The organism is Flavobacteriales bacterium, assembly GCA_016716605.1.
Classification (GTDB): Bacteria; Bacteroidota; Bacteroidia; order Flavobacteriales_F; family PHOS-HE28; genus PHOS-HE28.
The window spans coordinates 2,370,132-2,384,200 of record JADJWA010000001.1; the positions used below are offsets into that span (position 1 = coordinate 2,370,132).

The 14,069-nt window shown below is 61.7% G+C and carries 8 protein-coding genes and 1 pseudogene; 4 read left to right on the forward strand and 5 right to left on the reverse strand.

Annotation, left to right across the window (positions count from 1 at the left end):
- Positions 1 to 8 precede the first annotated feature (8 nt).
- On the reverse strand, positions 9 to 830 hold the full coding sequence (locus tag IPM12_09465; protein MBK9148027.1) for a ZIP family metal transporter: 822 nt from the start codon (positions 828 to 830) through the stop codon (positions 9 to 11).
- The gene (locus tag IPM12_09470) at positions 827 to 1,483 is read right to left on the reverse strand and encodes a metal-dependent transcriptional regulator (GenBank protein ID MBK9148028.1); all 657 of its coding nucleotides are present in this window, start codon (positions 1,481 to 1,483) and stop codon (positions 827 to 829) included. The genes IPM12_09465 and IPM12_09470 overlap by 4 nt, the downstream gene beginning before the upstream one ends.
- Positions 1,484 to 1,649: 166 nt before the next feature.
- Between IPM12_09470 and IPM12_09475 the strand changes: the two are divergent.
- Positions 1,650 to 3,779: pseudogene (locus tag IPM12_09475) on the forward strand (TonB-dependent receptor).
- 34 nt (positions 3,780 to 3,813) lie between these two features.
- Here the strand turns inward: IPM12_09475 and IPM12_09480 are convergent.
- Genes IPM12_09480 through mtaB form a run of 3 tightly spaced genes read right to left on the reverse strand, consistent with a single transcriptional unit; the run spans position 3,814 to position 7,219 of the window.
- Positions 3,814 to 4,611, reverse strand: coding sequence for an inositol monophosphatase (locus tag IPM12_09480; protein MBK9148029.1), 798 nt, complete (start codon positions 4,609 to 4,611; stop codon positions 3,814 to 3,816).
- Positions 4,612 to 4,656: 45 nt separating this feature from the next.
- Positions 4,657 to 5,844 carry a prolipoprotein diacylglyceryl transferase gene (locus IPM12_09485; protein MBK9148030.1) on the reverse strand — a complete coding sequence of 396 codons (1,188 nt, stop codon included), beginning with the start codon at positions 5,842 to 5,844 and terminating at the stop codon, positions 4,657 to 4,659.
- Between the two features lie 4 nt (positions 5,845 to 5,848).
- Complete coding sequence (gene mtaB, locus IPM12_09490; GenBank protein MBK9148031.1) at positions 5,849 to 7,219, reverse strand: tRNA (N(6)-L-threonylcarbamoyladenosine(37)-C(2))-methylthiotransferase MtaB; 1,371 nt, start codon at positions 7,217 to 7,219, stop codon at positions 5,849 to 5,851.
- A gap of 165 nt (positions 7,220 to 7,384) precedes the next feature.
- Between mtaB and IPM12_09495 the strand changes: the two genes are divergently transcribed.
- Genes IPM12_09495 through IPM12_09505 form a run of 3 tightly spaced genes read left to right on the forward strand, consistent with a single transcriptional unit; the run spans position 7,385 to position 14,066 of the window.
- Positions 7,385 to 9,631: a hypothetical protein gene (locus tag IPM12_09495; protein MBK9148032.1), complete on the forward strand. Its 2,247-nt coding sequence runs from the start codon at positions 7,385 to 7,387 to the stop codon at positions 9,629 to 9,631.
- A gap of 5 nt (positions 9,632 to 9,636) precedes the next feature.
- Entirely contained in the window at positions 9,637 to 11,880 is a 2,244-nt protein-coding gene (locus tag IPM12_09500; GenBank protein ID MBK9148033.1) for a T9SS type A sorting domain-containing protein, read from the forward strand.
- 2 nt (positions 11,881 to 11,882) lie between these two features.
- A complete protein-coding gene (locus IPM12_09505; protein ID MBK9148034.1) occupies positions 11,883 to 14,066 on the forward strand; it encodes a hypothetical protein in 2,184 nt (727 codons plus the stop codon).
- Positions 14,067 to 14,069: the final 3 nt, after the last annotated feature.

Consider the following 14,069-nt stretch of genomic DNA (forward strand, 5'->3'; position numbering starts at 1 on the left):
CATCTTCCTCACCCCAGCGCAACATCCAATATCATCATCACGATGAAGCCGCCGATGAAGCCGAGGGTGGCGATGTCGGTGTACTTATCCTGCTGCGTCTCGGGGATCACCTCCTCCACCACCACGTAGATCATGGCGCCAGCGGCGAAGGCCAGCGCATACGGCAGCACGCTCTGCATATGGATCACGGCCACTGCCCCGATCACGCCGGCCACCGGTTCCACGATGGCGCTCAGCTGCCCGTACCAGAAGCTGCGCAGCTTGCTCACGCCTTGGCGGCGCAGGGGCATGCTCACCGCGAAGCCTTCCGGGAAGTTCTGCAGGCCGATGCCGATGGCCAGCGCCACCGCGCCGCCGATGCTGGCTTCGGGCATGCCCGCCGCCACGCCGCCGAAGAGCACGCCGACTGCCAGTCCCTCTGGGATGTTGTGCAAGGTGATCGCCAGCACCAGCAGGGTGGTGCGGTGCCAATTGGTATGCGGGCCTTCGCTGCGGCTGGGGTCGAAGTTGATGTGGAGGTGGGGCAGCACCTTGTCCAGGGCGAAGAGGAAGAGGGCGCCGGCCGCGAATCCGATGGCGGGCGCGAGCCACGGGATGTTGCCGAGGCGCTCGCTGATCTCGATGCTGGGCGTGAGCAGGCTCCAGAAGCTGGCCGCTACCATCACGCCGCCGGTGAAGCCCAGCATGCCATCGAGCCATTTGCGCGAGGCATTGCCGAAGAAGAAGACCAGGCCAGCGCCCGCTGCGGTGACGAGCCATGTAAAGGCGGTGGCTAGGAAGGCGCCCAGCACCGGGTCGATTCGCCCGAAGAAGTCGAGGATGTCGTTCATGCGGATTCAACTTGCAGATGGTGGCTCACGTCCTTGCTAAGGCTGAAGGCGGCGCCGCGCTGCGGTTTCACATCCATGCTGCCATCGAAGGCATGCACCTCCTGGATCGCGAGCTCGCTGCCGATGCGCAGGCCTTTGGCGTCGAGCAGGCGCAGCAGGCCATCGGTGGTCTCGCTCACGGCGGCGATGCGCACCTGCTCGCCTGCCTTGCACGCGTCGAGGCGCTTGGTCCGGCGCTCGCGGATGCGGCCGTTACGGTCAGGGATGGGATCGCCATGAGGGTCAAAGGCCGGCTTGCCGAGGTAGGCATCGAGCTTGTCGGTGAGCTTTTCGCTGGCCACGTGCTCGAGCTGTTCGGCCACTTCGTGCACCTCGTCCCAGCCGAAGCCGAGGCGGTCCACCAGGAAGGTCTCCCAGAGCCGGTGCTTGCGCACGAGCTGCAAGGCGAGGGCCTGTCCCTTGGCCGTGAGCTTCACGCCGTAATAGGGCTCGTGCTTGAGCCAGCCCTTATCCGCGAGTTTCTTGAGCATGTCCGTGACGCTGCTCGCCTTGGTGCGCAGGCGCTCGGCGATGTCCTTGTTGGAGGCGCGGTCGGCCTCCTGCAAGAGGGCGTACACGGCCTTGATATGGTCCTCTTCGCTGCGGGTGAGCATGATTCTGCGTCAAAAGTAGAAAAAAAATTAGACAGGACTAAATTCGTGATAGATTCGCGGCGTGATTCGCTGGTGGATAACCTCCTTCTTCGCGCTGGTCGCCGGGCAGGCCCTTGGCCAATGCGGGGTGAGGGGCGCCGTTCGCTCGGCAGAAGGACCCTTGCCTTTCGCGAGCGTGGCGGTGGAAGGGACCTCGCGCGGGACAGCGGCGGGCGCCGATGGCCGATTCGAGTTGAGCGATATGCCATGCGGAAGCGTGCGGCTGATCTTCTCTGCCGTCGGCCACGCCCGAACGGCGAAGGCCTTCACCCTGGGTAACGGAACGCTTGATGGGGGCACGATCACCTTGGCCGCGACGAGCAATGAGCTTGACGAGGTGGTGGTCACGGGAACGATGAAGGAAGTGAGCCGCAGCGAGAGCCCGGTGCCGATCGAGGTGATCACGCCGAAGCTCTTCCGGCGCAATCCATCGCCCGCGCTCTTCGATGCGATCGGCATGGTGAACGGCGTGCGGCCGCAGATCAATTGCAGCGTGTGCAACACCGGCGACATCCATATCAACGGCATGGAAGGGCCCTACACCATGGTGCTCATCGATGGCATGCCCATCGTGAGCGGACTGAGCACCGTGTATGGGCTGAGCGGCATCCCGCTGGGATTGATCGAGCGCGTGGAGGTGATGAAAGGACCGGGCTCGGCGCTCTACGGCAGCGAGGCCATGGGCGGCATCATCAATGTTATCACCAAGGACCCTGCGCTGGCGCCTCGGCTCACGGCCGATGCGTTCACCACCGGCTGGAATGAGGTGAACGTTGATGCCGGCGTGCGATCGGGCAGAGCCGAAGGCCGCTTGAACAACCTCTTCGGCGTGAATGCCTTCTGGTACGATGACCCGCGCGATGAGAATGGGGACGGCTTCACCGACCTCGCCCTCAGCAAGCGCCTCAGCCTATTCAATAAGTTGAATCTCCGCAGGCCGGAACGACGCGTGGCGAGCGTAGCTGCGCGATACGTGCGCGAGGACCGCTGGGGCGGACAGATGGATTGGACGCCCGCCTTCCAAGGAGGCGACAGCATCTACGGCGAGAGCATCCTCACCGATCGCGTGGAGCTGATCGGGCAGTATCAGCTGCCCATCAAGCCGAAGGTGCTCGCACAGTTGAGCTTCAACCGGCACTTCCAGGACAGCTACTACGGCACCACGCGCTACACCGCTGATCAGCGCATCCTATTCGGGCAGGCGTACTGGCAGCAGCGCATCGGCGCACAGCATGATTTGACCGCCGGAGCGGCGTACCGCTTCACCTACTATGACGATGGCACGCCAGCGACCCCATTGCCGCAACGTTCGCCATTGCCAGGCCTCTTCCTGCAGGACGAATGGCGCTTCGCCGATGCGCAGACCCTGCTGCTCGGATATCGCATCGACCACGATCGTGTGCATGGGCTCGTGCATTCGCCACGCCTAGCCTACAAGTTCGCGCCGAGCGGGCGGTGGGCGGTGCGTGGCAGCTTCGGCACCGGATTCCGCGTGGTGAACCTCTTCACCGAGGACCACGCCGCCCTCACCGGCGCGCGCGAGGTGCTCATTACGGAGGAGCTCCGGCCTGAGCGTTCGCTCAATGGCACGCTCAACGTGGTGCGCAGGTGGACCGGAGAGCGAAATGCACTCAGCCTCGATGGGCAGGTTTTCTACACATGGTTCAGCAACCGCATCGTGCCCGATTACGATACCGACCCCGACCGCATCCTCTACGCCAACCTCGATGGTCATGGGGTATCCCAAGGCGCGGCGCTCACCGCCGAAGCCCGCATCGGCAAGTGGTTCCAGTTCATGGCAGGCATCACGTACATGGATGTTTACAATGAGGTCAGGGATGCGGATCGGGCGGTGATGCGGGTCGATCAGGTCTTCGCGCCGGATTGGTCGGGCACCTTCTCGGCGGGCATGAACCTGCCGAAGCGCTTCACGATCGATCTCACCGGCCAGTGGTACGGCCCGATGCGCTTGCCCGTGCTGCCTGACGATTATCGGCCGGAATACAGCCCGACCCATGCCATCGCCAACGTGCAAGTGAAGAAGGTGCTGGGCGATGGGCTCGAATTCTATGGCGGGGTGAAGAACCTGTTCGATTTCGTGCCGCGCGACCCGCTGATGCGCCCCCATGACCCCTTCGATGCCAGCGCCAACGACCCGGTGGACAATCCCAACGGTTACAGCTTCGATACGGCGTACATCTACGCGCCCCTGCAGGGACGACGCTGGTTCCTCGGGCTGCGGTTCACGCTGGGGTGAAGGCGCCCCGTTGAACAGCCGCTGTGGCCTGCGTTCAATCCTGCCGCTGCCAGTTGCGCTCGATCACCTCCAGCAATTCGTTGTGGATGGCGCTGTTGCTGGCCAGGATCTCCTCGTCGAATACTGGATCCTTGCTGGGGCGGAATCCGGTGACCTTGCCGCCAGCCTCGCGCACCAGCAGCACGCCAGCAGCCACATCCCAGCTATTGAGGCCATACTCATAGAAGGCCTCGAAACGGCCGCAGGCCACGTAGGCGAGATCGGCGGCTGCGCTGCCTAAGCGGCGGATGCCGCGCGTGCGGTGCATCAGCTCCCGCAGCAGATCCATGTACTCCTGCTCATGGCCGAAGTCGTCGTATGGGAAGCCGGTGGCGAGCAGGCTGTCCTGCAAGGTGCTGCGCTCGCTCACGCGGATCGGCAGGCCGTTGAGATAGGCCCCGCCGCCGCGCCAGGCCGTGAAGCGCTCATCGCGCGTGACCTCGTGCACCACGCCCAGCAGGGGCTCGGTGCCATCGAGCAAGGCGATGCTGATGCAATAGCACGGCACGCCATGCACGAAGTTGGTGGTGCCATCGAGCGGGTCGATCACCCAGTTGAATCGCTCAGCCTGCTCGCCGCTCCCTTCTTCGGCGATGAAGCCTGCATCGGGAACGAGCTTCTCCAGCCCTTCTACCAGCCGGTCCTCGCTCACATGGTCCACATGGGTCACGAGGTTGTTGGCGCTCTTGGCGCTCACCCGTGCCTCGGTGAGCTTGCCCGATTCACTGCGGATGAACGAAGCGACATCAACGCTGAGCGCCGCGACCTGGTCCGTGAGCTTTCGAAGGTCCATTCTCGTGGTTGTCTGTGTTCTGATGAGGCTATTCGAGCCAAGGGCTCAGGATGCGGCTGTGGTTGTGTTCCGGCGTCGCAGCCAGATGAGCCCTGCGATCCCGGCGACCATCAGCGCGGAGGAGATGATCTCCGCCTGGGTGATGCTGCCCAGCACCGGTTCGTTCACCCTGATCTTCTCAATGAAGAAGCGCTCGAGGCCGTTGAGGAAAAGGAAGAGGAAGAAGATGCTGCCCGCTGGTTTCAACCGTTTGCGCAGGCCCCACAGCACGCCGAAGAGGAGCAGGCACATGATGGTCTCGTAGAGCGGCGTGGGATAAACGCCCGGTTCCAGATGCGTGCAATAGCCCTCGAAACAGGTGCCGTCGGTGATCGGCACGCCCTCGTATCCGCCGCGCTGCGGTCCCGTGACCGCATTCACGTTGTTCGGATAGTCGTAGCTCCACAGCCACGAGGGCATCCACGAGGGAGCGGGGTTCGTGTTGGCCACGCCCCAGTCGCCATCGCCGCTCACCTGGCAGCCGATGCGGCCAATGGCGTATGCGAGCATCACTCCGGGGGCTGCGGCATCGGTTCCGCTCCACGCAGGGATGCCGTTCCTGCGGAAGTAGCGGATCACCATCGCCCCTGCCACGATGAGCCCGCCGTACATGGTGAGCCCGGTGATGATATCATCGCCGGCGGGATCGGTGAGGAACGAGATGAATTGATCCGGATACTCGAGCCAATGGAAGAGCTTGGCGCCGATGAATCCCCAGATGGCTGCGGTCATGGTGATGTTGCCCGCGTGGTCCTGCGGCTGCACCAGCACTTGCTCGGTGCGCGGCTCGGCGAGCTTCGCTTTCTCCTTCGCGCGCCAGCGGAGCCAGGCCAGCAGCGCCCCCACTACGATGCCGCCGATGAAACTGCCTTGGCCGCTGAGCAGGAAGCCCGGGAAGTCGGCGAGCACCTCCGAGGCGTTGCCGATGAAGTAGAGGCCTTTCCAGCCGAGGAGGAAGCCGAACAGGCCCTGGCCGACGAGTTCGCCGATGGTGGCTGGCTTGCCGATGGTGACCGTGCGCGTGGTCGGCTTCAGCAAGCCGAGGCCGGCCATGCGCCGCAGTTCCAGGCCCAGGGTCCAACTAGCGAAGATGAAGGCCACGGCCACGAAGAAGCCGAAGCTGTTGAGCGGGCGCAGGAAGGGGAGATCGACGCCGAAGAGGTCGAAGAAGGCGTGGTACAGGGTGGGGTACATCAGGTCAGATGCTGGTTGAGGGTTGGAGGTTGAGCAGGTTGTGGGTTGAGCCCCAACTGACTGCCTCGCCTTCAACATGGCCATCGCCATCGAAGCGGATGAGCTTCATCGGAACGACGTTGTTCGCCATGGATGCTCTGTATGGCATCGTCACGCGCAGGTAGTTGTCGGTGTAGCCGAGCATGCGGCCATCGACCTCTTCCGCCTCGAAGAGCACGTTGCGCACGCTGCCCACATGGCGCTCGTAATGCGCGCGCTGAAGCTTGCTTCCGAGGATGCGCAGCTGCTTGGTGCGCTCCCGCCGGGTCTCCATTGGCACGATGTCGTCCATGCGCACGGCGGTGGTGTTGGCACGTTCGCTGTAGGTGAACACGTGCAGGTAGTCGATGGCCTGCGCGCGGATGAAGGCGTGGGTCTTCAGGAACTCCTCATCCGTTTCGCCGGGCGTACCGGTGATCACATCGGCGCCGATGCAGGCGTGGGGGAGGAGGGACTTGATGCGCGCGACGCGATCGGCATAGAGGGCGGTGTCGTAGCGGCGGCGCATGCGCTCCAGGATCACGTCGCTTCCGCTCTGCAAGGGCATGTGGAAATGCGGCATGAAGCGCTCGCTCTCCGCTACGAAGCCGATGACGGAATCGCTGCACAGGTTGGGCTCGATGCTGCTGATGCGGAAGCGGGCGATTCCTTCCACCTGGTCAAGCGCTTCGATGAGCCCGAGGAAGTCTTCGCCATGGCCACGTCCGAAATCGCCGGTGTTCACGCCCGTGAGCACGATCTCCTTCACGCCGGTTGCCGCAATCTTCTCAGCAATGGCCACCACCTCCGCGATGGTGCCACTGCGGCTTCGGCCGCGGGCGAGTGGGATGGTGCAGAAGGAGCAGAAGTAGTCGCAGCCGTCCTGCACCTTGAGGAAAGTACGGGAGCGGTCACCTGAATTGTAGGAGGGGATGAACTTGCGTGTGTCCTTAATGGGTGAGAAGATCGCTTCGCCTAACGGCTCGCGATGACCGGCTTCGGCTGATGACAGACGCCGGTCGATGTGCGCGGCCAGATCGAACTTCTCATTCGCGCCGAGCACGAGGTTGACGCCCGGGATGGCGGCGATCTCGGTCGGCTTCAGTTGGGCGTAGCAGCCCACAACGGCGATGAAGGCCTCGGGATTGATCCGCTGGAAGCGCCGCACCCATTGGCGGCATTCTTTATCGGCATTCTCGGTGACGCTGCAAGTGTTGAGAACGAAGACATCGGGGCGCTCTTCCACTTTCACGCGCGCATAGCCTGCCTCATCCAGCGACCGTGCCAGGGTGCTGGTCTCGCTGAAGTTGAGCTTGCAGCCCAGGGTGTGGAAGGCGACGGTGCGAGGGGAACTCAAGGCGGCAGGGGCAGGCGCAGGAGGCAATTGTTCCGGCGCAGGTGTTCGTGGCGCGCGAAGGTAACGGGCTGCTGTTCAAAGGACTTTGCTAGGTTTAGGCATCCAAATTAAAAGCAGGCGTCTGCCAAGCATGCTCACGGCCCGCTGTGGGCAAAGCCAAACTCAATGAAAGCACTCTTACGCGGAATCTTCCTGCTCCACCTCGCCCTGCTCTTGGCGTCATTGGATGCCCTGGCCATTACAGCGAACATCTCCGTGCAGACCTATCCTACCTGCAATTACCCCAGTGGGCAGTTGCTGGCATGGGCCACTGGGGGCGTGGGCCCATACACCTATATGTGGAGCACGGGTGAAACTACCGCCACCATCAGTGGTGTCACCCCGGGCTCGTACTCGGTCACGGTGACCGACGCGCTGAGCGATCAGGCGACCGCGAACATCGATCTGGTTGGGCAGCCTTACGCCCTAACCGATCTTGGGAATGGCGGCCCGGAGGGGCTCTGCAATGCGATCACTGGTGTGGTGGTTGATGGACCGGGCATTGACACGTGGGGAGAGCCATACATGGGTCCCTTGCCCTATACCGTCAATGGCCAGATGCTGCAGGAGTACATCTATTACGACTTCTTCGGCTCCTTGCCGCTGGATACATTCTATGTAGGCACGTGGTCGGCTGCGGGACAGTACGGAACAGGCTTGAACTACACCTTCACCGATGGGGGCGGATGCTCGGGCACGCTTTACGAGTACATCGGCTATCCGGTCGAGTGGCCGGACCTCACCATTCTCGACATTGAAGGCGCTTGCGCCAATGGGAGCAATGGGTCAATCACTTTCCAAACAGGCTTGGAGGGGCATAGCCAATCCACGCAGGTGAAGATCCAGGACTTCAACTTCAACCATATCGCCACTTTCGGGGCAGGCAGCCAGACGTACACGAACACCTATGCCTTGCTCCCTCCTGGCGATTACTTCCTCACGCAGTTCATGAGTGAATCGGACTTCCTGGTGAGCAGCGGCTGCCAGCAGACCACGCCATTCACCATCCCGGATCTGGGCAATGGCTGCGCGAACGTCCGGGGCGCGCCCTTCATGGACAACAACGAGGACTGCGCGCGCCAAGGGAATGAGCCTATCGTGCCTGGCGTGGTGCTCGAGATCCTGCCGGGGCCGACGTACGTGCTGAGCAATAGCAATGGCTACAGCGTGAACCTGCCGAATGGCGCGTACACGATCGAGCAGCAGAGCGCCATCCTGGATGTGCATTGCAGTGGCGCGCCGATCCCATTCACCCTCGCGGGCAGCCAGGCCCCGGTCACGGTGAACATACCCGACACGGCACTGGTACCGATGGATGCGGCCATCAGCATGGCCAGCGGTGCCGCACGGCCGGGCTTCGAGCTCGCATGCACCGCGCGCATGACCAACCTCACGCTGGCCAGCACGGGGAGCAGCACGCTCACGGTGACCTTCGACCCATTGCTGGGCTACATCTCGTCCACCCCTGCGGGCAATGTGGTCGGCAATACCATCACCTGGAGCATCCCTGCCTTCAGCTCATTCCAGGAGCGCGTGGTCCACATGCGCTTCCAAGTGCCGCCGGACATCATCCTGCTGGGCACAGACCTGCTCTTCGGCGGCAGCTTCGCCACTGGCAATGCCGATGCTGTGCCAGCGAACAACAGCGCATCGCTCATCACCACCATCACCGGCAGCTACGACCCGAACGACAAGACGGCGCGCACCAGCAGCGCATGGAGCGACGAGCTATTCTACATCGATGTGGATGAATGGATCGACTACACCATCCGCTTCCAGAACACGGGCACGGATACCGCCTTCAATGTGGTGATCACGGACACGGTGCCGCCTGAGCTGGACCTGGCCACCCTCGTGGTCGGCGCGTCATCGCATCCCAACTCACTCTCCATCCGCGATGGCCGGGTGCTGCGATGGGCTTTCTACAACATCCAGCTGCCCGATAGCAACGTGAATGAGCCGCGCAGTCACGGATACGTCTCTTTCCGCATTCGTCCGCACCTGCCCATCGCGCCGGGCACCGTGATCGAGAACACCGCCAACATCTTCTTCGACTTCAACCCGCCAGTGATCACCGAGCCGAGCGTGTTGATGGCGGAGTACAGTACCGAAGTTGAGCCGAATAGAGCAACACCAGGACTCTACGTGTTCCCGAACCCAGCTACAGATCACCTCACCGTGGGCGGAATGGGTACGACCGATGTGATCAAGGAGATCCGATTGCGCGCAGTGGACGGCCGCATGTTGCGGACTATCAATGTAGTTGGTAGCTCAGCGCGTCTGGAGGTGACTGACCTTTCCGCCGGCCTCTACGTGTTGGAGGTCATCTTGGTGACCGATAAGCGATGGACGACCACGATCATCAAACCTTGAGAACAATGATACCGACCCCTCCAGCCAAGGTCCTGCGTGGTTTGCTTGCGAGCATGTTCATGATCGGTGTTGTTCAGTTGCAGGCGATCATTGTGAACATCCAGATCACTGCGCACGAGAATTGTTCGTATGCCGATGGAGCCGCGCAAGCAAACGTGAGCGGAGGAGTGCCGCCATACACCTACCTCTGGAGCACGGGAGCCACCACGGCGTCCGTGATCGGACTGAGTGCAGGCCCGATCTCCGTGACCGTGACGGACAGCCAGAGCGACGAGGCCACCGCCAACCATACCGTGACCTCTGGGGGGTACCAAATAGTGGCCACCAGCGGTGGTAGTCTGTGCCCTGGTGATCCGTACGGCGGCTACTTGCTCTTCGGCGGAGTGCCGAATGGCGCCGTCACATTCAGCACACCGTATTTCACGGGCATTTATATGGGTGAACCCATTTACTCCGCGTACTACACCGGCCCGTATGGTTACAACCCCATCGAACTGCAGTTCATGGATGCGAACGGATGTGCGGGTGTGCTTAGTAGCGGATACAGGCTGGGGCAGCCTACCTGGACCACACCAGTGATACTTGATATTCAAGGTGCATGTGCTGGTGGGGCCAACGGGTCTTTACTGGCCGTATTGCAACATAGTCCGACCTATGCACGGACGTGGCATCAACTGACCGATGGTGCGGGGACGCTCTTCGGCCCGAATGGAACGATCGTCGGTACGGGTGGAGGTACGTACGGACATTTCGCAACCGAGGCGAACGACCTCGTTCAGACCTGGACAGGACTTGCAGCTGGGGATTACTGGTTGACGCAGGTTGCCAACTTCGCCCCGTTCTCCGGATGGATGCCCGGCGGAGGCTGCGGGGATTCGGTGATGGTGACGATCCCCGATCTGGGCCTTGGTTGCGGTAATGTGAATGGCACGGTGTATATGGACTACAACGAGGATTGCGTGATGGGCGCTGCGGGTTCAGAAACGCGCGTCCCTGGTGCGCTGCTCGAGTTCCAACCCGGTCCTTATTACACCACAGCGAATGGCAACGGTGCATACAGCATCAACCTGCCGAGTGGGCCTTACTCCGTGCAGCAGATCGCTGCCGACATCGCGCAGCATTGCCCGGCGCCACCTGCGCCGGTGAACGTGACCGGCACACAGACCTTGAACATCGCGGACACTGCCTTGGTAACCATGGACGTGCAGGTGATGATGGCGAGCGGTCCGGCTAGACCGGGCTTCGAGTTGCGTTACACGATCGGCACGACCAACCTCACACCAGCAGCAAGCGGTGCAACGAGTACCGTCATGACCTTCGATCCTGCGGTCGCATTCCTTATTTCCACTCCCGCACCAAGCAGCGTAGTGGGGAACACGATCACCTGGAACCAGGCTTCGTTGGGCGCCTTTGTGGAGCGTAGCATCCAGGTTCGCTTCCAAGTGCCGCCTGATGTAGGCCTGATCGGCACCGTTCTGAACAGCACGGTCACCGTTTCCACAGCGAACACCGATGCCGTTCCTGCGAACAATGCAGTCGGGCATGCGGTAACGATCACTGCCAGCTTCGATCCGAACGACAAGCAGGCCAATACGAGCTCACGCTACAGCGATGAGCTCTACTACATCGATGTGGACGAGTTCATCGACTACACCATCCGCTTCCAGAACACCGGGAACGACACGGCCTTTACCGTCATCATCACGGACACGTTGCCGACAACGCTTGATCCCGCGTCCATCATCTGGGGAGCCGCATCGCACAATGTGATGCGCAGCCTGGTGGGGCAGGGGGTATTGAAGTTCATCTTCCCGAACATCCTGCTGCCAGACAGCAATGCGAACGAAACAGCCAGTCACGGCTTCGTGTCGTTCCGGATCAGGCCGCACCTTCCCTTGCTACCCGGCACGGAGATCATCAACATAGCGAACATCTACTTCGACTTCAACCCGCCGGTGATCACCGAGCCGAGCGTGCTAACGGCGGAGTTCAGTACGGGAACGCAGCGGCAGTCACTTGAAGCCATTCGCCTGCTGCCGAATCCAGCGAACGACCAGCTGTGGATCTCTTCGGATGGGACCATCTATATGATCACCATCATCGCAGCCGACGGAAGAGAGGTTCTGCGCCGCAGAATGCGAACGACCAGCGGGACGATCGATGTCTCAGGACTTCGGGCAGGTTCGTTCTTCCTCGTTGCCATCTTGGATAATGGGAGCATCGCTCACGAACGCTTCATCAAACAATGATCATGCGCCTCTTCCCGGTCGTTTTCGCGATGCTCACCTTCCTTGGTGGGCATGCGATGTTCGTACAAGTGAATACCGTGATCCCTGAAACCTGCGGCAACAGCAATGGCCGGGTGGATGTTCAGGTGGGCGGAGGAGTGGAGCCGTATTCGTTCTCCTGGTCCAACGGTGCCACCTCGGAGGATCTGATGGACGTGCCGGGGGGCACCTATACCCTTACGGTCACGGACGACCTGGGCGCACAGGCGAGTGAGCAAGTGACCGTACAGAGCTATGGGTTCCTGCCCTATCAGGAGGGAGGACAGTACTACCCGCTTCCGGATGGCATGGGCGGTATGATCTGGGGCGGCGCTTGCGCAGGCCAATGCAACGGCCAAATGGCCATGCCGCTGGAACTGTTCGGTGGCACGCCCCCCATTACGATTGATTGGAACGCGTCAAGCAACATCTCATGGGTGGGCATGACCCAGGACCTCATGCCCATTTACGGCGGCTTCTGTTTGGGCGAAACGGTGTCCTACACATACTCCGACGCGCTCGGATGCACTGGCTCCGGCTCGCACACCATCATCGGCGTGGACAGCGTGCCAAGCATTGCAGCGGTGCATGGCGCGTGCGCGGGCGGTGCCAACGGCCGTGTCGAGATCCACTGCCAACAGATGCCATGGGTGCCGCCTACGATGAGGATCTTCCGGAATGGGAACCAGGTGGCCGCGCCGACCTATCCGTGGAACGCGCCACAGACGATCCAGGTGCAGGGTCTGCTCGCTGGCGATTACGAGCTCCGCATGGACTGGTACGGCGCCTGTCCGGCCGTTGTGCCGTTCACCGTTCCTGTGCTGACCGTGCCCTGCGGCACAGTGAGTGGGACGAACTTCCTCGATGACGATCAGGACTGCCAGCCGGGTGCGGGCGAGATCCGAATGCCTTATCAGGTGCTCAACATCCAGCCAGTGGATGAGTGGGTGCTCACCGGAGGGAATGGCGAGTTCTTGTTCGCGCTGCCCAACGGCAACTATACGCTGGAGCATACAGCACCTGGCATCGTGCCGCTGTGCCCATTGCCGCAGCCGATACCCTTTGCCGTGAATTCCAACGCCTCGGTGATCCAACTGGCTGATAGCAGCACGCTGCCCCTTGACATCGCCCTATACGCGGGTGGTGGTGTGGCACGGCCGGGTTTCACAACGACCCACCAGTTAACCGTAAGGAATCTCAGCGCGAAGCTCAGCGGTGCGGTGCAGGTAGTGCTCAACCATGATCCAGTGCTCAATTACCTATCGGCTTCGCCTACCCCGACCTCCGTCGCTGGCAGTACCCTCACATGGGATCTGCCTCAGCTCACGGCCTTCGCTCAGCTTGGCATCTGGGTGCAGTACGATGTGCCTGTGGCCACAGCCCTCGGCACCGTGCTCGCTTCTTCCATCACGGCTGCTTGTGCCCTCGCGGACAACGACCTCTCGAACAATGCCATCGGTATCACGCAGGTGGTGACGGGCAGCTATGACCCCAATGACAAGACCGCGCGCACAAGCTCGGGTTGGAGCGATGCGCTGTACTACCTGGATCAGGATGAATGGATCGACTACACGATCCGCTTCCAGAACACCGGCACCGATACGGCCTTCACCGTGGTGATCACCGATACGCTCGCTGCGGAATTCGACATGGCGAGTTTTCATCAGGGCACGGCCTCGCATGCCTTCGATGTGGCATTCATGCCGGGCCGTGTGGTGGAGTGGACCTTCACTGATATCCTGCTTCCGGACAGCAATGTGAATGAGGCGGCGTCGCATGGACTGGTATCGTTCCGGATCCGACCCGTGCAACCGCTATCGCCCGGCATCGTGATCGAGAACATCGCCAACATCTATTTCGATTTCAACCCGCCGGTGATCACCGAGCCGAGCGTGCTGGTGGCGGAGTTCTCCACAAGCGTGACGGAGCAGCATGGAAGCGGGCTCATGCTTGCACCGGTACCTGTGAGCGATCAGCTCTCGATTTCCAGTGCTCGGATGATCGAGCGGGTCAGCATCCTTGCCACCGATGGCCGCATGGTGAAACAAGCGAACCTGCGCGCGAGCAACGGTGGCATCGAAGTGAAGGAACTCACCAGCGGGGCTTATTTGCTGATCGCTGAATTCACCAACGGAACAACAGCACGCGAGCGATTCGTAAAGCACTGACCG

Excerpts from the sequence above, each read along its gene's own strand:
- IPM12_09470 (MBK9148028.1), bottom strand. The coding sequence starts at position 1,483 with ATGCTCACCCGCAGCGAAGAGGACCATATCAAGGCCGTGTACGCCCTC.
- IPM12_09480 (MBK9148029.1), bottom strand. The coding sequence starts at position 4,611 with ATGGACCTTCGAAAGCTCACGGACCAGGTCGCGGCGCTCAGCGTTGAT.
- IPM12_09505 (MBK9148034.1), top strand. The coding sequence starts at position 11,883 with ATGCGCCTCTTCCCGGTCGTTTTCGCGATGCTCACCTTCCTTGGTGGG.
- IPM12_09500 (MBK9148033.1), top strand. The coding sequence starts at position 9,637 with ATGATACCGACCCCTCCAGCCAAGGTCCTGCGTGGTTTGCTTGCGAGC.
- IPM12_09495 (MBK9148032.1), top strand. The coding sequence starts at position 7,385 with ATGAAAGCACTCTTACGCGGAATCTTCCTGCTCCACCTCGCCCTGCTC.
- IPM12_09485 (MBK9148030.1), bottom strand. The coding sequence starts at position 5,844 with ATGTACCCCACCCTGTACCACGCCTTCTTCGACCTCTTCGGCGTCGAT.
- IPM12_09465 (MBK9148027.1), bottom strand. The coding sequence starts at position 830 with ATGAACGACATCCTCGACTTCTTCGGGCGAATCGACCCGGTGCTGGGC.